General features: G+C 56.8%; 17 protein-coding genes. 9 read left to right on the top strand and 8 right to left on the bottom strand.

Features of this window, described 5'->3' with window-relative positions:
• Nucleotides 1–15: 15 nt before the first annotated feature.
• The 3 genes from G6L28_RS05400 (at nucleotide 16) to G6L28_RS05390 (ending at nucleotide 3,242) form a co-directional block, all read left to right on the top strand.
• Nucleotides 16–2,460 carry a membrane-bound PQQ-dependent dehydrogenase, glucose/quinate/shikimate family gene (locus G6L28_RS05400; RefSeq protein ID WP_174062770.1) on the top strand — a complete coding sequence of 815 codons (2,445 nt, stop codon included), beginning with the start codon at nucleotides 16–18 and terminating at the stop codon, nucleotides 2,458–2,460.
• 132 nt (nucleotides 2,461–2,592) lie between these two features.
• On the top strand, nucleotides 2,593–2,889 hold the full coding sequence (locus G6L28_RS05395; RefSeq protein ID WP_174062769.1) for a nucleotidyltransferase family protein: 297 nt from the start codon (nucleotides 2,593–2,595) through the stop codon (nucleotides 2,887–2,889).
• Nucleotides 2,889–3,242 (top strand): HepT-like ribonuclease domain-containing protein, encoded by a 354-nt coding sequence (locus G6L28_RS05390; RefSeq protein WP_174062768.1) that lies wholly within the window; start codon nucleotides 2,889–2,891, stop codon nucleotides 3,240–3,242. Before G6L28_RS05395 ends, G6L28_RS05390 begins: the two co-directional genes overlap by 1 nt.
• A 33-nt stretch (nucleotides 3,243–3,275) precedes the next feature.
• Here G6L28_RS05390 and G6L28_RS05385 read toward each other — a convergent pair whose 3' ends face one another.
• A complete protein-coding gene (locus G6L28_RS05385) occupies nucleotides 3,276–3,725 on the bottom strand; it encodes a DNA polymerase III subunit chi (protein ID WP_174062767.1) in 450 nt (149 codons plus the stop codon).
• A gap of 28 nt (nucleotides 3,726–3,753) precedes the next feature.
• Entirely contained in the window at nucleotides 3,754–5,244 is a 1,491-nt protein-coding gene (locus G6L28_RS05380) for a leucyl aminopeptidase (protein ID WP_174062766.1), read from the bottom strand.
• A gap of 295 nt (nucleotides 5,245–5,539) precedes the next feature.
• On the opposite strand from G6L28_RS05380, the gene lptF reads away from it, so the two are divergent.
• From lptF to rsmA, 6 genes are all read left to right on the top strand, one after another.
• Nucleotides 5,540–6,709, top strand: coding sequence for an LPS export ABC transporter permease LptF (gene lptF, locus G6L28_RS05375; RefSeq protein ID WP_174062765.1), 1,170 nt, complete (start codon nucleotides 5,540–5,542; stop codon nucleotides 6,707–6,709).
• The gene (gene lptG / locus G6L28_RS05370) at nucleotides 6,706–7,794 is read left to right on the top strand and encodes an LPS export ABC transporter permease LptG (protein ID WP_174062764.1); all 1,089 of its coding nucleotides are present in this window, start codon (nucleotides 6,706–6,708) and stop codon (nucleotides 7,792–7,794) included. The genes lptF and lptG overlap by 4 nt, the downstream gene beginning before the upstream one ends.
• Nucleotides 7,794–10,163, top strand: coding sequence for an LPS assembly protein LptD (locus G6L28_RS05365; protein WP_174062763.1), 2,370 nt, complete (start codon nucleotides 7,794–7,796; stop codon nucleotides 10,161–10,163). Before lptG ends, G6L28_RS05365 begins: the two co-directional genes overlap by 1 nt.
• Before the next feature lie 296 nt (nucleotides 10,164–10,459).
• Nucleotides 10,460–11,401, top strand: a complete 942-nt coding sequence (locus G6L28_RS05360) for a peptidylprolyl isomerase (protein WP_174062762.1) — start codon at nucleotides 10,460–10,462, stop codon at nucleotides 11,399–11,401.
• Between the two features lie 122 nt (nucleotides 11,402–11,523).
• Nucleotides 11,524–12,543 (top strand): 4-hydroxythreonine-4-phosphate dehydrogenase PdxA, encoded by a 1,020-nt coding sequence (gene pdxA / locus G6L28_RS05355; RefSeq protein ID WP_174062761.1) that lies wholly within the window; start codon nucleotides 11,524–11,526, stop codon nucleotides 12,541–12,543.
• Complete coding sequence (gene rsmA, locus G6L28_RS05350) at nucleotides 12,543–13,373, top strand: 16S rRNA (adenine(1518)-N(6)/adenine(1519)-N(6))-dimethyltransferase RsmA (protein WP_174062760.1); 831 nt, start codon at nucleotides 12,543–12,545, stop codon at nucleotides 13,371–13,373. The genes pdxA and rsmA overlap by 1 nt, the downstream gene beginning before the upstream one ends.
• A 26-nt stretch (nucleotides 13,374–13,399) precedes the next feature.
• Here the strand turns inward: rsmA and G6L28_RS05345 are convergent, their stop codons facing one another.
• The 6 genes from G6L28_RS05345 to G6L28_RS05320 form a co-directional block, all read right to left on the bottom strand.
• Complete coding sequence (locus G6L28_RS05345; RefSeq protein WP_174062759.1) at nucleotides 13,400–13,570, bottom strand: hypothetical protein; 171 nt, start codon at nucleotides 13,568–13,570, stop codon at nucleotides 13,400–13,402.
• Nucleotides 13,571–13,876: 306 nt separating this feature from the next.
• Nucleotides 13,877–14,560: a guanylate kinase gene (gene gmk, locus G6L28_RS05340; RefSeq protein ID WP_174062758.1), complete on the bottom strand. Its 684-nt coding sequence runs from the start codon at nucleotides 14,558–14,560 to the stop codon at nucleotides 13,877–13,879.
• A 4-nt stretch (nucleotides 14,561–14,564) separates the two neighbouring features.
• On the bottom strand, nucleotides 14,565–15,452 hold the full coding sequence (locus G6L28_RS05335) for a YicC/YloC family endoribonuclease (protein ID WP_174062757.1): 888 nt from the start codon (nucleotides 15,450–15,452) through the stop codon (nucleotides 14,565–14,567).
• 60 nt (nucleotides 15,453–15,512) lie between these two features.
• Complete coding sequence (gene mltG / locus G6L28_RS05330) at nucleotides 15,513–16,730, bottom strand: endolytic transglycosylase MltG (RefSeq protein ID WP_174062756.1); 1,218 nt, start codon at nucleotides 16,728–16,730, stop codon at nucleotides 15,513–15,515.
• Nucleotides 16,731–16,998: 268 nt separating this feature from the next.
• On the bottom strand, nucleotides 16,999–18,261 hold the full coding sequence (fabF, locus tag G6L28_RS05325; protein ID WP_174062903.1) for a beta-ketoacyl-ACP synthase II: 1,263 nt from the start codon (nucleotides 18,259–18,261) through the stop codon (nucleotides 16,999–17,001).
• 152 nt (nucleotides 18,262–18,413) lie between these two features.
• The gene (locus tag G6L28_RS05320) at nucleotides 18,414–18,650 is read right to left on the bottom strand and encodes an acyl carrier protein (RefSeq protein ID WP_027675866.1); all 237 of its coding nucleotides are present in this window, start codon (nucleotides 18,648–18,650) and stop codon (nucleotides 18,414–18,416) included.
• Between the last annotated feature and the right edge of the window lie 20 nt (nucleotides 18,651–18,670).

Genomic DNA, 18,670 nt, shown 5'->3' with positions numbered 1-18,670 from the left:
AGTCAGGATTTCTTGATGTCTGATAATCTCAAACCCCTGTCCATCTTGTCGAAGATGTGGCTGGTTTTGCTCGGTGCAGTCGTCGTGCTGGCCGGAGCGTTTTTCGCCTATTTCGGCGGCAAGCTCGCCATGCTTGGTGGCAGCCCCTATTTCGTTATTTCCGGGATCGCACTTATTCTTTCCGGCCTTCTCATCATCATCCGCAAACCCCTTGGCGGCATTCTCTTTGCGCTGGTATTCCTTGGTACGGTTGGATGGTCGCTCTGGGAAGTCGGCGTCGATTTCTGGCCGCTGATTTCGCGCCTGCTGGCGATAACGGTCGGCGCGGTCTTCGTCGCGCTGGCATATCCGCTTCTGCGTCGTAATAGCGGAAAAAGCCCGGCACGCGCAGCGTCCTTCGGTGCAGCCTTCGTTCTAGCCTTGGCTGCCGGTGCAGGCTTCGTCGGCATGTTCATGCCGCATCAGCCTGTTTCCACAACGTCCATCGCCGCTGCCGTTCCGGTAACGCCGGAAACCGAACAGAAGAACTGGCAGCATTACGGCAACACAGCAGGCGGAAGCCGCTTTGCCGCGTTGGACCAGATCACCAAAGATAACGTCAAGAACCTGGAAGTCGCATGGACCTTCCGCACAGGCGATGTTCCGCAAAGCGATGGCGGTGGTGCCGAAGACCAGCAGACACCTATCCAAGTGGGCGACAAGGTTTTCCTGTGCACACCACATAACAATGTCATCGCCGTAAACGCAGACACCGGCAAGGAACTGTGGCGCAACGAGTTCAATGCCAAGCAGAAGAAGTGGATGCGTTGCCGCGGCCTCGCTTACTTCGATGCCAGCCAGTCCGTTGAGCAGCCATCGATACCGGTTTCTACGCCCCCTGCACCGGCAGCCGTGGCTGCAGGGGCCGCTTGCGAACGCCGCATCATCATGAACAGCGTCAAGGCTGAACTCTATGCTCTCGACGCCGACACCGGCGCGCTTTGCGCGGACTTCGGCGTCAATGGCGTTGTCGACCTGAAGGCAGGTCTCGGCAAAGGCGCGGATGCCGGTCAGTATTACCCGACCGCGGCACCAACACTTGCCGGAACGACCATCGTCGTTGGCGGTCGTATTGCCGATAACGTCAGCGCGGACATGCCTGGCGGCGTTCTGCGTGGCTTCGATGTCATCACCGGCCAGATGCGCTGGGCGTTCGATCCGGGCTCTGCCGATCCGAACCTCATCCCGGCTGGCGACGGCCAGTTCACCCGCTCGACGCCGAATTCATGGACATCCATGTCTTATGATGCGGCTTCGAACACCGTGTTCATTCCCATGGGTTCGGCAGCGATCGACCTTTATGGCGTGAAGCATACGCCGCTGGACCGTAAGTATGGCGCGACCATGCTGGCACTGGACGCGACGACGGGCAAGGAAAAGTGGCACTACCAGACCGTTCATGACGATCTGTGGGACTACGATATTCCCATGCAGCCGACGCTGATCGACTTCCCGAACAAGGATGGCTCGACCACGCCTGCAATGGTGTTCGGCACCAAGGCCGGCCAGATCTTCGTTCTGGATCGTCAGACCGGCAAGCCGCTGACGAAAGTTGAAGAGCGTGCAGTCAAGGCGGGGACTATTCCGGGCGAAACCTATTCTCCGACCCAGCCGTTCTCGGTTGGCATGCCATCCATCGGCGCAGAAACGCTGACGGAAGCGGACATGTGGGGCGCAACGCCGTTCGATCAGTTGATGTGCCGCATCAGCTTCAAGTCGAAGCGCTATGATGGCCTCTTCACACCTCCCGGCACGGATTCCTCGCTCAACCTTCCGGGTTCGCTCGGCGGCATGAACTGGGGTGGCCTATCGTCCGACCCAACGCGCCAGCTCGTCTTCGCAAACGACATGCGTCTTGGCCTCGAAGTGCAGTTGATCGATCAGTCGCCGAATGCGGCAGGTGGCAACAACGGTGACGAGTCAGCCAAGATCAAGGCTGGCAGCGGCGGTGTGCCGATGGAAGGTACGCCTTACGCCATCAATGCCAAGGAGCGCTTCATGTCTCCGCTCGGCATTCCTTGCCAGAAGCCGCCTTTCGGCACGCTGACGGCCATCGACCTCAAAACGCAGCAGGTTGCCTGGCAGATCCCTGTCGGTACCGTTGAGGACACCGGCCCGCTCGGCTTTACGATGGGCCTTCCGATCCCAATCGGCATGCCGACAATCGGCGGTTCCATGGCAACCCAGAGCGGTCTCGTCTTCTTCGCAGGCACCCAGGACTATTATCTGCGCGCCTTCGACAGCGACACCGGCAAGGAACTTTGGAAAGCCCGCATGCCAGTTGGCAGCCAGGGCGGCCCGATGACCTACAAGTCGCCCAAAACCGGCAAGCAGTACATCCTCATCTCCGCCGGCGGAGCCCGCCAGTCCCCGGACCGCGGCGATTACGTCATCGCCTACGCGCTACCGGAACAGAAGTAACAAATGAGAATGAAATGGCCGGGGATGACCCGGCCATTTTTGTGTAAGTTGACGGTTTTCGCTTCTGGACGACGAAAAGATAGCCTGTTCATGAAACTGGATGATTGCCGGACATTGATGTAGGGTGCCCGCATGGAAAAAGCGCTGGCCATTCGAAACCTTGAGAAACATGCCGATGCCGTCAGAAGCATGGGTGCAACAGCTCTTTATCTGTTCGGATCGACCGCTCGGAACGAGGCTCAAGCTTCGAGTGATATCGACGTTTTCATTGACTATGATCCGGCGCAGAAATTTTCACTTTTAGAACTGGTTGGTATCAAGCAGTTTCTGGAGGAAGAACTTTCCGTCGAAGTGGACATCACCACCCGCAACAGTCTTCACCCTATGCTCCGCCATGATATCGAACAGTCAGCGGTGCGGGTTTTCTGATGGCGAAACGCAACGTCAGGCCTGTACTGGCCGAAATGCTGGACGCCATTGAAGGCATTGAAATTCATACTGCGGGCAAATCGCTGGCGGATTTCGAAAGCAACTGGCTTTTGAAGTTTGCCGTGCAGCGGGCTTTGGAAATCGCGTCAGAAGCCGCGCGACATATCCCCGATGAGCTTCTTAGCGTTGCTCCCGACATTCCGTGGAGACAGATCAGGGGCATCGGCAATATTCTGCGTCATGAATATCATAAGATCGCCGACGAGGTGATTTGGGCGGTCGTCACGGATCATATCGCACCATTGAAGACAGCGGTGCTTGCAATTCAACAATCCATCGCGATCAGCGAGTAAGTCTGTCTCGGCCAGGTCAGGTTGAGCTTAGTCTCAAGCCTTCTTCTGCCAACGCCCTTCCGGCGATTGTTGCCAGTATGTCAGCGTGTGCCCCTCGCCTTTCAGCTTTTTCCACTGGCTGCGTGCGCCCTCCAACTGTGCGGCGTCATATCCATCGAACATGAAGACAATTCGTTCATAGGCATCGAGTGGAGGAGGCTCGCCGCCGTCCACGATGAAGCGGACGGTTGCGGCATTGGCGTTTTCGTCCGTTGCCGTCAAAAGCACAGGCTGGTCGGCGGGTGCGGCAGAGGCATCCGTGCCATGCGGCAGAAAGCTGTCGTCGCGAAATGTCCATAGGCGGGTGTCGAGAGCATCACGCCTCTCCTCGCCCGCCGTCTGGACCGCGACCTTCCAGCCGCGTTCCAGCGATTTTTCCAGAAGTGGCGGCAGCGCATCTTCCAGCTTGGATTCTGTCAGATGATAAAAAAGAACTTCCGTCATCGAAGCGATGCCACCTTTCGTTTGGAGTTCAACCTTCGTAGTGGGCGCGCACCAGTTCGTCCAGCAGACGCACGCCGTAACCGGAGCCCCAGGATTGGTTGATTTCGTTGAGCGGCGAACCCATCGCGGTTCCGGCGATATCCAGATGCGCCCAAGGCGTATCGCCAACGAACCGCTTGAGGAACTGCGCGGCGGTAATGGAGCCTGCAAGGCGGCCGGAACTGTTTTTCATATCAGCAAATTTCGAATCGATGATCTTGTCGAATTCCTTGCCGAGTGGCATGCGCCACAGTTTCTCCTGCGTCGTTTCGCCGACCTTGCTCAAACGTTCCGCCAGTTCATCATCATTAGAGAACAGACCTGCCTGAAGATTACCGAGCGCGACCGTGATCGCACCAGTCAACGTGGCAAGATTGATCATGAATTTCGGTTTGAACCGGTCATTCGTGTACCAGAGCGCATCGGCCAGAACGAGGCGGCCTTCAGCATCGGTGTTGATGATCTCGATGGTCTGGCCTGACATGGACGTGACGATATCGCCGGGGCGCTGGGCGTTTCCGTCCGGCATGTTTTCGACCAGACCGATGACGCCGACGACATTGGCCTTTGCTTTGCGAGAAGCCAACGCGTGCATAAGACCGGTAACGGCAGCGGCGCCGCCCATATCGCCCTTCATGTCTTCCATACCCGCGCCCGGCTTCAATGAGATACCGCCGGTATCGAACACGACGCCTTTGCCGACGAAGGCAATCGGCTCATCCTTCTTCGACCCGCCCTTCCACTGCATGATGGCGAGTCGCGGCGGGCGAACAGAACCTTGGGCGACGCCCAAAAGCGCGCCCATGCCGAGCTTCTTCATTTCTTTCTCGCCGAGGATCTCCACCTCGACGCCAAGCTTCTTCAGCTCTTCCGCCTTTTCGGCAAACTCGACCGGGCCAAGCACGTTCGGCGGAAGGTTGACGAGATCGCGCGCTAGAGTAACGCCGCCTGCGATTGCTTGCGCCGTCTCGAAAGCCTCCTTCGCCTGATCGGATGCTGCCGTGACGATGGTGACTTCGACGCTCTTCGGTACCTTGTCTTCATCCGACTTCTTCTTCGTCTTATAGGTATCGAAGCTATAGGCACGGAGCAGCAGGCCCAGCGCAAAATCGGCAGCGGCCTTTCCATCGACCTCTATGCCCAGCGCATCCAGATAGACGACGACCTTTTCAGCCTTCTTGAAATTCGCAGCTGCCGTTCCGCCTGCTCGCAGCCAGTCATGTGCCGTCAGTTTCGCTGCTTTACCAAGGCCGATCACGACGATTCGATCCGCTTGCGAGCCCTGGGGGGCCAACACGTCCAGTACACTCATCGACTTCGCGGAGAAGCCCGAAATCTTTGCAGCCTTCTCCAGCACGCCTGCAGGATCGACCTGCGCCTGACCGGCGGCGGCGTTCTCCCCCTGAACCTGCACCAGAAGGGCGGTCGCGTTATTAAAAGAGGCGGAATTTGTGAAGGATATATCGAATTTGGCGGACATGTGGATGCTCATCTCTTCTTGATCTGGGGTCGCGGAGGATCATGGCGTTTTAAACTCTGCGCGCAACCCCGCAATGGAACTTACCCGTGGCTAATTTGTGGATCACCGTCCGCAGAAGCTCATTCGACGGGAAATCGATTTTCCGCAAACTTCCACAAAAAGACACAGCCGTGAGAAAAATAACTGCGCAAAACAGATTTGTGAGCAATGCGGAATAGCCATCCGGGATCGTTGCGATTACATAGGGCCGGTTCCCGAAAGGGGAAAAGAATGAAAAAACGTCACCAGGGACCAAATGGCGCTTCTTGAAAGATACATATTGCGACGTACGACGCAGATGTTTCTCGTCGCGCTCTTGCCCGTGCTTGCCATCATCTGGACCATTCAGGTGCTCCAGAGAATCAATCTGGTAACGGATAGCGGCCAGTCGATGGGTTCGTTCATGACGCTGGCGACGATGCTGCTGCCAACGCTTATTCCCGTCGTTTTGCCGTTCGCGCTTGTCATCGGCATCACGCAGACGCTTACGGCGATGAATACCGATTCGGAACTAGCCATCATCGATGCTTCCGGTGCGCGCCGAACGCTCATCTACAAGCCGATCCTCATTCTCGGCGCAGTTCTCAGCGTCGTTTCTTTCGGCATAACCAATTTCGCCGAGCCCCCTGCGCGCACCGCCGCGCGCCAAATGGTGGCCGCGGCATACGCCGATCTTTTGTCCTCGGTCATTGAGGAAAAGACCTTCCGCACCATTCAGGATGGGCTTTACGTACAGATTGCCGAGCGTCAGGGCCGTATATTGCGGGGCCTGTTCGTCGCGGATCGTCGCGATCCGAATTACGATCTCATCTATTACGCCAAGGAAGGCATGATCGATGAGGGCGGCACGTCGCTCACCATGAGAGATGGTGAAGTGCAGCAGAAGACGCCTGACGGCAAGGTTTCCGTCGTCAAGTTCCTGTCCTACGCCTTCGACCTTTCCACCATGTCGGAAAAGGCTGACAGTCAACCATCGCTTTCATCCAGCGATGCCAGTCTCGCCTTTCTGCTGTCTCCCGACGAGACTGTGGATAGCTACAAGAAGTCGCCCGGCGGCTTTCGCTCCGAATTGCATCGCCGTCTGGTGGACTGGATGTTCCCGTTCGTCTTCGCGCTGATTTCGCTGGTCGTCGCCGCGGATGCCCGTTCTCACCGTGAGGCCCGGCTGCACCCGATGGTAGCCGCATTGGTGGCCGCGTTCACGCTTCGCTGGCTTGGTTTCTACTTCACCAATCAGGTCAAGCAGAATGCCGCCTTCATCCCCTTTGTTTATGCCGTTCCCGTCATAAGCGGTATCATTTGCGCCTATCTGCTTGCGACGGGCAAGAGGTTGAGGCTTCCCGCGTTCCTGCATAACGCGATACAGGCTATGCAAAAACGCGTGTCGCCGCCCAAGCCTTCCAGCACCGGAGGGCAAGGCTCATGATGTTCGGCACCCTCGCCCGTTACTTCCTCAAGCGCTACGCCATCACGACCTTCTGGTTTCTTCTTGGCGTATCCTCGATCATCTTTCTCGCGGACTTCAGCGAAACGGCAAGACGCATGTCTGGTCTGCCCGGTTACTCCGTACCGGCGGCACTTGGCCTCACCGCGCTTCGCCTCCCGCTTATCCTTCAACAGACGATACCCTTCGTAGCGCTGTTCGTCGGCATGACGACGCTGATCTCGCTCAACCGCCGCTACGAGCTGGTCGTTACGCGTGCGGCAGGCATTTCTGTCTGGCAATTCATACTTCCCTTCATCGGCGGCGCGATCCTCCTTGGCATTCTGGCAATTACCGTTATCAATCCGATAGCGGCATGGGGGGAAAGCAAATCGCTGGCGGTCGAGGCTGGGTGGCGAAACGAAGGCGGCACCTCGCGCCAGCAGCAAGTCTTACCCTGGTTGCGCCAGAGCAGCGGCGGGCAGGATACGATCATCGGAGCCAAGAGCTTCGAGGACAACGGCACGCTGCTTCAGGATGTGGTGCTGATACACCTCGACAAGGATGGCAATATCCTCTCCAGACAGGACGCCAGGTCGGCCAAATTGGAAGATGGTTACTGGCTTCTTAACGATGTTTCGACGATCACGCCCGGGCATGTACCAACGCGGGAATCGACGGCGCGCATCAGTACCAATCTGAGACGGGAATTCGTTCAGGAAAGGCTTACCCAGCCGGAAACCGTTGCTTTCTTTGATCTTTCTCGCAAAATCGAAGTTGCTCAGTCCTTCGGCCTGTCTTCGAAGGCGCTCGAGACGCAGTATCACTTCCTGCTCTCCATGCCCTTTCTTCTCGTGGCGATGACCTTGATTGCCGCGACTGTTTCATTAAAGTTCAGCCGTTTTGCACAGTCTCGTTCAGTGATTCTGGGTGGAATCGTTTCCGGCTTCGTGCTTTATGTAGTAACCGTGCTCGTAAGGGCATTCGGGAGTAGCGGCGTTGTTCCGCCCTTCACTGCGGTCTGGGTTCCAGTCGTCGTAGCGTTGGCGTTAGGTGCAACCATTCTGCTTCATCAGGAGGACGGCTAGTGGCGGTATTTGACCGCGGGAATATCAGACGGCTTGCGACGGCCCTTCTGACAGGGGCTGCTGTGTGCGCATATGTAGCGACGGCTTCCAGCGTTTTTGCGGAAGACGGCGTTATTGTTGGCGACGCGCAAGACCAATCAAAACTCCTGCTTACAGCAAACGAACTGACATATAATCGTGACTCACAACGCGTCGTTGCGACGGGTGGTGTTCGCATGAACTATTCGGGCTACCGCATGGTGGCCCAGCGCGTTGAATATAACCAATCGACTGGTCGTGTGCTTGCCCGCGGCAACATCGAGTTGATCGAGCCGACTGGCAACCGCATCTATGCCGACGATCTGGATGTAACGGACAATTTCAGCCAGGGCTTCGTCAACGCACTGCGCGTCGAAACGACTGACAACACCCGCATTATCGGTGAAAGCGCGGAACGCGTTAATGAGGATGTCATGATCCTCAACAACGGCATCTATACCGCCTGTCTTCCCTGCGCGGAACGTCCTGACAAACCACCGCTCTGGCAGGTGAAGGCTGAGCGCGTCATTCAGGATGGCAAGAGCCAAACCGTGCGTCTTGAGAAGGCACGCTTCGAGCTTTTCGGTAAGTCGATAGCTTATCTCCCCTTCATCACGGTCCCGGACAACCGGGTAAAGCGCAAATCGGGCTTTTTGTTCCCGAAATTCAGCGTGACAGACAATCTCGGTTTTGGCGTCGGCGTGCCTTATTATCAGGTACTGGGCGACAGCGCAGACGCCACGATCACGCCGACCTATTACACATCGCAGGGACTTCTGCTTGAGGCAGAAGTGCGCCAACGTTTCGAGATGGGCACGCACACGGTGCGTCTGGCAGGCATAAGCCAACAGAACCAGGAGGATTTCGACCCCAACACCAGCGATGCGCTGAACAAGACGCGTGGCATGGCGGCATCAAAGGGCGAATTCGACATCAATCCCCGCTGGGCCTTTGGCTGGGATGCGATGATCCAGAGCGACAACAACTTCGCCCGCACCTACGGACTGAAGGACTACAAAGACGAAGTTCAGACCAACAAGCTGTACCTGAACGGCCTTGGTGAGCGTAATTCCTTCGAGGCAAACGCGTATTATTTCAACGTTCAGGATAAGGACGACTCGGAGGCAGACGAGCGCCGTCAGGCAATCGTTCATCCCGCCCTCGACTATCGTTACTTCGTGCCAGACCCTGTTTACGGCGGTGAGCTGTCGCTGACCGCCAACCTGACGAGCCTTTCGCGTCGTGCCGAGGATGCTTACGCGTTGGGTCCTTCTGTCCGATACAACGGTATGGAAGGCAGCTATACGCGTTTTTCAACGGAAGCCGAATGGAAGCGCACGTTGACATTCGACAGCGGCTTGCAATTGACACCGCTTTTAGCAGCCCGTGGCGACGCGCTTTGGACGGATATGTCGGCCAACAGCTTCGGCCCTACTCCGTATGATGGCACGATCAATGACGGCGCTGCGATGCGCGGCATGGCGACGTTTGGACTTGAAGCACGTTATCCAATTCTGTTCACAGCGCTCAACAGCAACCATGTGATCGAGCCGATTGCGCAAATTTTCGTTCGCCCGAACGAGCAATATGCTGGAGAGTTGCCGAACGAAGATTCGCAGGCTTTCGTCTTCGATGCGACGAACCTCTTCGAGCGGGACAAATTCACCGGCTTTGACCGTATCGAAGGCGGCACGCGCGCCAATATCGGCTTCCGCTATAATGGCACCTTCGATAATGGCTATGGCATTCGAGCCATTGCCGGCCAGTCCTTCCATCTTGCGGGCGATAATTCGTTTGCTTCGAACGATCTGGTCAATGTCGGCGCGAATTCCGGTCTGGAAACCGATCGCTCGGATTATGTTGCGATGGCTGCGGTCGATGCGCCGATTGGTCTGTCGTTCTCGAGCAGCTTCCGCTTCGACAAGGACAATTTCGACGTCAATCGCATGGAAAATGCTGTCAGCTACACAGACAACCGTGTGACGGCGAAGGTCAGCTACACGCAGGTGAAGGCACAGCCGGATTACGGCTATGATCGCGACCGCGACATCATCCAGACATCTGGAAAGCTGCGCCTGGACGATAATTGGGCACTGTTTGGTTCGATCAATTACGATCTTAACAACAAGTTCTCCAGCGAGCGCCGTATCGGCGTCCTCTATCAGGACGAATGCACGATCTTCACGGTCAGTTACTCCGACGAGGGTAACATCGACTCCAACCGTGAAGCTGCCAATGACTGGTCGATCAATGCGCGGCTGGCTTTCAGAACGCTTGGCGACATCAGCGTGGGCTCCGCAGGCGAGGATTGGGAAGAGGCCGATATCGGCTGGCGGCCTAACAACTACTGATCAAGGCGGCGGGATTTTTCCCGCCGTTTTCTTTTGTCCGTTCTTAAGTGAATTTGACTGTTATTTGATAACGCACTGAGCAGCAACGTCACGTTTTTGCCGTACATATCTACGATCTGCTTGTCTCGGGTGATTGCCGTTCTATTCGTTCCGATGATATACACGGTCACGTTCACGGTAAAACTGTAATCAAAAGCACCATGACTGGCGCAATTCATTCCATGCGAGTTGTGGTGATCGTTTAAAAGCAACGCCGCGCCTTCGAGGCAGCGGCTCGCTGACAGGGAGAGAACACGATGAATTTCGGAAAGAAGGCAATGCGTAGCGTTGCATTCGCCTTTGCGATCTTCGCAGTTCCCATGGTGATTGCGCCGCAGGCTAACCAGGCTTTTGCAGCGAGCGCGGTCAAGGTGGTGGTCAACAAGACGCCGATCACTTCCGACGATATCGGCAAGCGTGTCGCCTTCCTCAAGCTGCAGCGTCAGTCCGGCAATCTCAACGAGAAGGCACGTGAACAGCTTATAGACGAAGCGTTGAAGCGCGAGGAAATCGCCCGCGTAAAGATGTCCGTCAGCACTTCCGACGTCGATGCATCCTTCGCGCGCTTTGCCGCGACCAATAAAATGACGACGGATCAGCTAACAAAGGTTCTGGCACAGGCTGGCGTCGGTGCCGAGCATTTCAAGGCCTTCATCGCTGTGCAGATGAGCTGGCCACGTCTCGTCAACGCGCGCTACGGCGGGCGCAATCGCATGTCGACGCAGGATTTCGTTACGCGCCTGAAGGAAACTGGCAGCAAGCCTACGACGAACGAGTATTTCCTCCAGCAGGTCATTTTCGTCGTTCCAGAATCCAAGAAGTCGATCGTCGGCAAACGCAAGTCCGAGGCTGAAGCGTCTCGCAAGCGCTATCCCGGCTGCGAGCAGGCAAAAACCTTTGCGGCGACCATGCTCGATGTCTCGATCAAGGATCTTGGCCGTATGCTCGAGCCAGAATTGCCGGCAGACTGGAAACCTCTGGTCGAAAAGACGCCAGAAGGTGGCACCACTGGTACGCGCGTCACTGAAAAGGGGGTCGAGTACCTTGCGGTCTGTAAAAAGCAGCAGGTTTCCGATGACTACGCTGCGGAAGTCGTCTTCCGCGCAGAAGATTTGACGAAGGCGGAAAAGGGTGAAAACCCGAATGAGAAGAAGTATCTGGACGAGCTGCGCAAGAAGGCGCAAATCACCAGCACCTGATTGATCGCGGCTGGGTCTCGATTGATCGATGCCCAGCCATTACTTCTGAAGTTCTTTTTTGGGTCACTTGCATTTCATTCGAAGTCTACGGCCCGCCGCTCTCACATGAAAGCTCGACTGCCGTGACATCGCTTCAACTGCCTTTAGCGCTAACTCAAGGCGATCCCGCGGGCATCGGACCGGACATTGCCATCGCCGCTTGGGCAAAGCGCGCAGAACTTGACCTGCCACCATTCATTTTTATCGGCGATCCTGACGTTCTGATCAGCCGTGCGCACATTCTGGGTGTGTCGCTCGAATTAAAGACATGCGAACCTGAAGAGGCCACCGCCGCTTTCGGCTCAGCACTTCCCGTTTTACCCGTTGCCGTTGGTTTCGAGGTTCAGGCCGGTCAACCCCATACGGGTGCGGCACACGCGACAATCAAGGCCATTGAGACAGCGGTTGAACTGACCGTGCAGAAAAGAACGACGGCAGTCGTAACCAACCCGATTGCGAAATCTGTGCTGTACGAAGCAGGCTTCGGTTTTCCAGGTCACACGGAGTTTCTGGCAGACCTCGCCCTAAAACACTCCGGGCTGGTAGCAAGACCGGTGATGATGATTGCAGGACCGAAACTGCGTGTCGTTCCCGTCACCATCCATATTCCGGTCAAGGATATTCCCGGTGCATTGACCGAGGAACTTATACTGGACACTTGCCGGATCGTGGCGCGCGATCTGCGTGAGAAGTTCGGCATCGAGGCACCACGTTTGGCGGTTGCGGGACTGAACCCCCATGCGGGCGAGGACGGTGCAATCGGCTCAGAAGACCGCGACATCATCCATCCGGCGACTATCCAACTTCGGAAAGACGGAATCGACGCTTTTGGTCCGTTGCCGGCCGATACGATGTTTCACGATGCCGCGCGCAAGCGATACGACGTGGCAATCTGCATGTATCATGATCAGGGCTTGATCCCGGCCAAGGCGCTCGGCTTCGATGATTCAGTCAACGTCACCCTCGGTCTGCCTTTCATCCGCACTTCGCCAGACCACGGCACTGCCTTCGGCATTGCGGGTCAGGGCATCGCCAACGAATCAAGCCTCGTCGCAGCCCTCAAAATGGCTGCGGAAATAGCAGCGAGACAGGCAACAGCATAATGGCAGCAATCGACGGTCTTCCGCCTCTTCGGGACGTTATCCAACGCCACGGGCTGGATGCAAAGAAATCGCTTGGACAGAACTTCCTGTTCGACCTCAATCTCACCCAAAAGATCGCCCGCACCGCAGGTCCACTCGACGGTGTTACCGTCTTCGAGGTCGGTCCCGGTCCCGGCGGTCTGACGCGTGCCATTCTTTCGCTCGGCGCGAAGAAGGTTATTGCGGTGGAGCGCGACAGCCGTTGCCTGCCCGCTCTGGCGGAAATAGCCGATCATTATCCAGGACGCCTCGAGGTGATCGAGGGCGATGCGTTGAAAACCGATTTCGAGGCACTGGTGCCGAAGGGTGAGCCCGTCCGCATCATTGCCAACCTGCCTTATAATGTCGGCACGCAGTTGCTGGTCAACTGGCTGCTGCCAAAGCATTGGCCGCCGTTCTGGCTATCGATGACGCTGATGTTCCAGAGGGAGGTCGGTCAGCGGATCGTGGCTGAAGAAGGCGACAATCATTACGGTCGTCTTGGCGTGCTGACTGGATGGCGCACGGTGCCGGAAATGGCATTTGATGTGCCCCCGCAAGCCTTCAGCCCGCCGCCGAAAGTGACGTCCACGGTTGTGCATCTTCTACCGAAGGACAAGCCGCTGCCCTGCAATGTGGCCAATCTCGAAAAAGTCACAGAAGCCGCCTTCGGCCAACGACGCAAGATGCTGCGCCAAAGCGTGAAAAGCATTGGCGGCGAGGCGTTGCTTGAAAAAGCAGGTATCGATCCTACACGGCGTGCCGAAACGCTTTCAGTTGAAGAGTTCGTACGACTGGCGAATAGCCTGTAGACTATCTTTGTGCCTGATCCGAAGCGTCAAGGGTGCGTGGGAAGGCTCTCTGCGGCCTTCCGGTTTCGCTGCTCTTCTTCTTCCCGCTTCTTCTTGTCCTGGTCGTGATGCCACTTGATGGAGTAGTACATGCCGACACCGACAACGATGATCTTGAACGGCAGCATGACGATTGGGAACCACTCTACCCATTCCATCACAAATACTCCTCGGTGAAGTCATAGGCATCTAGAAAAGCGGCAACGACCGCCGCGCGATTCATCTCACGACTGCGCGCGCGGAAATGCTGATGGTATTTCATGGTTATTCACCCGAATTGTCTGACGAATGGTTCATCGCCACATGCATACTCTTCGTTCGAACGAAGCTGATGATACATAGGCGCAAACCTGACGTCTTTGAATTCGACATTTTGTCGCGTCGCTGAGGCAGCCACTGATCTTCAGAGCAGTATCGCATCCGATACTGCTTGATATCCCGACAATTGAGAGCAGCAGAATGCTTTAGGTTTTGGCGGGAGCGGAATGGAGATTAGGCACTTCTTCCAACAGACCACGCACGAAATCGAACATACCGTGGCGGCGGTCACGACGAACACGCTCGGATTTGACGATGGCCTCCACGGCTTCAAAGGCGGCCTGAAGGTCGTCGTTCAGGATAACGTAGTCGTAGTCGTGCCAATGCTCGATTTCGGCGCGGGAGTTGGCGAGGCGGGTCTGGATGACCTCCTCCGTATCTTCGGCGCGGCGGTGAAGGCGAGATTGCAGTTCCGTCATGGTCGGCGGCAAAATGAAGATGGAGACGACATCTGCGCTCATCTTGTCTTGAAGCTGCTCTGCACCCTGCCAATCGATATCGAACAGCATGTCCTTACCTTCAGACATGGCTGCTTCGACCGGCTGACGCGGTGTGCCGTAGAAATTTCCGTGAACCTCTGCCCACTCAAGAAGGGAGTCGCTGTCGCGCATCACTTCGAAGTCACGCTTGGAAATGAAGTGATAGTGGATGCCCTCGATCTCACTCTGTCGGCGTGGACGCGTCGTCACGCTTACGGACAGGCTGATGTTCTTGTCCTTTTCGAGCAGATTACGCGCAATCGTCGATTTACCTGCCCCTGAGGGAGAGGAAATCACCAGCATCAGCCCTCTGCGGGCGATCTGAACGGGAGAGCTATTCGCTGGCGCCATGGACCTACTCCAGATTTTGGACCTGTTCGCGGAATTGATCGATAACCACTTTCAATTCTATCCCTGCAGCGGTTACAGCACTGGCATTGGATTTGGAACAGATTGTATTCGACTCGCGGTTAAATTCCTGTGCAAGAAAGTCGAGCTTGCGGCCAACCGGCCCGCCGTTTTGCAATAGCTCACGAGAAGCCGCGACATGAGCATTCAGCCGGTCTATCTCTTCGCGCAAATCCGCTTTCGTTGCTAAGAGCGCCGCTTCGGCATGAAGCCGGTCGCGGTCCAGAGTGGCATTCCCGTCACCAATCAGGGCGATCTGCGCGGCCAGACGTTCGCGGATGTTTTCCGGCTGGCGGGATGGATCGTCTTCGATTGTTCGCGTTAACTGCTCGATCAGGTCGATATGGGCGGAAAGGATGGCAAAGAGTGATTGGCCCTCGCGCTCGCGCATGGCTTTGAGGTCTGCAATAGCTGCTGCGAAGCCGGCAGCGATATCGCGGTGGCGCGCCTCCCGGGCGTCTGCGCTTTCCTCCGGCTCGCGAAACTCGACGAGGCCGCGCACGGATAGAAGCGTATCGAAGCTGAGCGGCCCATCGCTGACGACGCTGCCAAGCTCCTGTTTCAACGCAAGCACCGCGTCCAGGGCATCACGGTTGACCACCGCTTCAAGTTTGGTTTCGGACGCGGAAAGACTGAGACCGGCCTGAATATTGCCTCGAGAAAGGCTCTTGGCGGCGATGTCTCGCAGTTGCGCTTCCAAAGCCTCCATGCCCGAAGGCAGGCGTAAGCGCAAATCGAGCCCTTTGCCGTTTACCGAGCGTAGTTCCCACGCCCAACGGCCGTTGCCGGAAAAGCCTTCGCTGCGCGCAAAGCCCGTCATGGATTGCAATGTCATTGTGACCCCTACCCGGAAGATACGAACGCGGCACCTTGTGGGTGCCGCGAAAAATACTGTTTAATTGGCTGGTCTTTCTGCCTGAGATCCGTCCGGCTGCCCATCCACGACCGTTTCCGGGGTTCCGCCAGCCGCTGCCTTTTCGGCTTCGACCTTGCGCCATCGGCGGACATTCGCATTGTGCTCGTCCAGAGTTTTGGCGAACGCGTGACCGCCTGTGCCATCGGCGACAAAGTAAAGATCGTCCGTGCGCCATGGATTGGCTGTCGCTTCGAGCGCGGCGCGCCCCGGGTTGGCGATCGGGTGCGGCGGCAGGCCACGGATGATGTAGGTATTGAACGGCGTCTCTTTCTGCAAATCGGACTGATAGATTGGGCGATCCGCGGGCTTTCCTTCGCCGCCGAACAAACCGTAAATGATGGTCGGATCCGATTGCAGGCGCATCTTCTTGTTGATGCGGTTGTAGAAGACCGATGCTACATGTCCACGTTCGTCGTCCTTGCCGGTTTCCTTCTCGACGATGGAAGCGAGCGTCACAAACTCTTCGACCGTTTTAATCGGCAGGTTCGGATCGCGGCGTTCCCACAAAAGTTCGACAAGCCTTGTCTGGGCGGCGCGCATCTGATGCACGATCTCCTCGCGCTTTGTGCCGCGCGTGAAGGGATAGGTATCGGGGCGTAGACTGCCTTCCGGCGGCAGGTCCGCAGGCAGATCGCCTTCCAAAGTCTGTTCAGCCGCCAACCTTGCAAATATCTGCTTTACCGTAAGCCCCTCGGGAACGGACACCGTGTAAAGAATGGACTTGCCGGATTCCAGCAGTGCCAGAATGTCCTTCATCGAGGTCCGGGCTTTGATCTCGTATTCACCAGGCTTCGGCGTCTGGCCCTGCTGGAGATAACGATCCGCCATCAGCCGGAAGATTCGGGCGTTTGAAATGGCACCGTCGCGCTCAAGGTTGCCGGCGATTTCCGCCAGACCTGCGCCATTGCGAACGGTAAAGGTAGCGTTCGTCTGCAGCGGACCCGCCTCATGAAACGAGCTGATCATGTAGTAGAAGCCGGCAATTCCGATCACCGCCACGGCAACCAACAGCGTCATGACGAAATTCAGAAAGATCACGAGCTGACTGTGCGCCTTCTTCGAGCGCTTTGGCGGCTCTGGGACCTTTTCCGGTCTTAGTGCCTCGGTAGGCGACTTTGGAATGATCGGGCCGCCCTTGCTCTCGGTCGAGCTTTCGCGTCCGTAGGGGGCCTGATTGTCATCTCTCGTATCGCTCACCGGCGGTCCTTTTCAGTTCGGCATTACAGCGGCTTGTTTGAGCAGGCAATGCGGCAAAAAACAGGTTCGGCAGGCTATTCTGCACTCACGACTGACGGAAACAGCCAACACATATTCGTTTGTGAAGACAAGCATTTTCCGTCTTGCCAACTCCGTTTAGGGCAACGCCCCTCGAGTATTGGCAGATAAAGTTATCCCGGCTGTTACACCGGGATAGCTGAAGCGTTTTTGGGTGATTCCCGACGAAACGGCAAGTGCCGCTGTCCGGTCAGGCTTCGTAACGGCGAAGAACCAGCGAGGCATTGGTGCCGCCGAAGCCAAAGGAGTTCGAAAGCGCCACGTTAACGTCGCGCTTGCGTGCCGTATGCGGGACGAGATCAATGGCCGTTTCGACGTCTGGATTATCGAGATTGAGCGTCGGCGGAACGATATTGTCGCGGATCGCGAGCGTTGCAAAAATTGCCTCGATTGCGCCTGCGGCCCCCAGAAGATGGCCAGTCGCAGACTTGGTAGAGGACATGGAAATATTCGATGCAGCATCGCCGACGAGGCGTTCGACCGCGCCAAGCTCGATGGTATCGGCCATGGTCGAGGTGCCGTGTGCATTGATGTAGTCGATATCGGCAGCCGTCAGACCGGCGCGCTTCAGCGCCATGGACATGCAGCGATAGGCACCTTCGCCATCTTCCGATGGGGCAGTGATATGGAAGGCATCGCCAGACAGACCGTAGCCGACGACTTCCGCGTAAATCTTGGCACCGCGCGCCTTGGCGTGTTCCAACTCTTCCAGAACGACGATACCGGCACCCTCGCCCATGACGAAGCCGTCACGGTCACGATCATAGGGACGCGAAGCCTTTTGCGGATCGTCATTGTGCTGCGTGGAGAGCGCCTTGCAGGCGGCAAAGCCAGCGAGCGAAATGCGGCAGACAGGCGACTCGGCACCGCCAGCGACCATGACATCCGCATCGCCAAGCGCGATCAAACGGCTTGCATCGCCGATCGCGTGCGCGCCGGTGGAGCAGGCTGTGACGACGGAGTGGTTCGGGCCGCGCAGCTTATGCCTTATTGAGACCTGACCGGAGATGAGGTTGATCAAACGGCCCGGGATAAAGAAAGGGGATATGCGGCGCGGACCCTTGTCGCGAAGTGTGTAGCCAGCCTCGACGATGCCTTCGAGGCCACCAATGCCGGAGCCGATCAGGACGCCGGTCATGATCTGGTCTTCGTCGGTTTCCGGATGCCAATTGGCGTCGTTCAGCGCCATCTCGGCAGCGGCCATGCCGTAAACGATGAAAGGGTCGACCTTGCGCTGCTCCTTCGGCTCCATCCAGTCATCTGGATTGAAGGTGCCGTCGGTGCCATCGCCAACAGGGATACGGCAGGCTATTTTGGCGGGAAGATCGTCAACCTCGAATTCAGTGACGAGACGGGCACCGTTCTGTCCGGCGAGAAGCCGCTCCCAGCTGATTTCCGTTCCGCAGCCAAGAGGAGATACCATGCCGGTACCGGTGATAACGACACGTCTCAAAGTCAATGCTCTGCCCTCATCATCCCATCGTCGGTAATTGCAGCGTACGGAAAGCGCCGATCAGGTGCTAAAGGACCGCACGATAAAATATTGGCCCGGACGGGCCGGGCCATATCGGGAAGGCACGAAAACGCCTTCCCTCCGTTCAATGATTAGGCCTGAGCCTTTTCGATGAACTTTACAGCGTCGCCAACAGTCAGGATCGAGTCAGCTGCGTCGTCTGGAATTTCAACGCCGAATTCTTCTTCGAACGCCATGACCAGTTCAACGGTGTCGAGCGAGTCAGCGCCCAGATCATCGATGAAGCTTGCGCCTTCAACGACTTTGTCGGCGTCAACGCCAAGATGATCAACTACAATTTTCTTTACGCGTTCTGCGATATCGCTCATGTCGGTTTCCTCGACCTTTA

This window comes from Agrobacterium larrymoorei, assembly GCF_013322225.1.
Lineage (GTDB): Bacteria > Pseudomonadota > Alphaproteobacteria > Rhizobiales > Rhizobiaceae > Agrobacterium > Agrobacterium larrymoorei_A.
The sequence above is the reverse complement of the archived record's forward strand: the minus strand, read 5'-3'. Positions and strand labels throughout refer to the sequence as shown.

Coding starts and splice junctions, on each gene's coding strand:
- G6L28_RS05385 (WP_174062767.1), bottom strand. CDS start 3,725: ATGACGGAAGTTCTTTTTTATCATCTGACAGAATCCAAGCTGGAAGAT.
- G6L28_RS05360 (WP_174062762.1), top strand. CDS start 10,460: ATGAATTTCGGAAAGAAGGCAATGCGTAGCGTTGCATTCGCCTTTGCG.
- lptF (WP_174062765.1), top strand. CDS start 5,540: ATGGCGCTTCTTGAAAGATACATATTGCGACGTACGACGCAGATGTTT.
- G6L28_RS05380 (WP_174062766.1), bottom strand. CDS start 5,244: ATGTCCGCCAAATTCGATATATCCTTCACAAATTCCGCCTCTTTTAAT.
- G6L28_RS05400 (WP_174062770.1), top strand. CDS start 16: ATGTCTGATAATCTCAAACCCCTGTCCATCTTGTCGAAGATGTGGCTG.
- G6L28_RS05390 (WP_174062768.1), top strand. CDS start 2,889: ATGGCGAAACGCAACGTCAGGCCTGTACTGGCCGAAATGCTGGACGCC.
- G6L28_RS05345 (WP_174062759.1), bottom strand. CDS start 13,570: ATGGAATGGGTAGAGTGGTTCCCAATCGTCATGCTGCCGTTCAAGATC.
- lptG (WP_174062764.1), top strand. CDS start 6,706: ATGATGTTCGGCACCCTCGCCCGTTACTTCCTCAAGCGCTACGCCATC.
- gmk (WP_174062758.1), bottom strand. CDS start 14,560: ATGGCGCCAGCGAATAGCTCTCCCGTTCAGATCGCCCGCAGAGGGCTG.
- G6L28_RS05335 (WP_174062757.1), bottom strand. CDS start 15,452: ATGACATTGCAATCCATGACGGGCTTTGCGCGCAGCGAAGGCTTTTCC.
- G6L28_RS05395 (WP_174062769.1), top strand. CDS start 2,593: ATGGAAAAAGCGCTGGCCATTCGAAACCTTGAGAAACATGCCGATGCC.
- rsmA (WP_174062760.1), top strand. CDS start 12,543: ATGGCAGCAATCGACGGTCTTCCGCCTCTTCGGGACGTTATCCAACGC.
- G6L28_RS05320 (WP_027675866.1), bottom strand. CDS start 18,650: ATGAGCGATATCGCAGAACGCGTAAAGAAAATTGTAGTTGATCATCTT.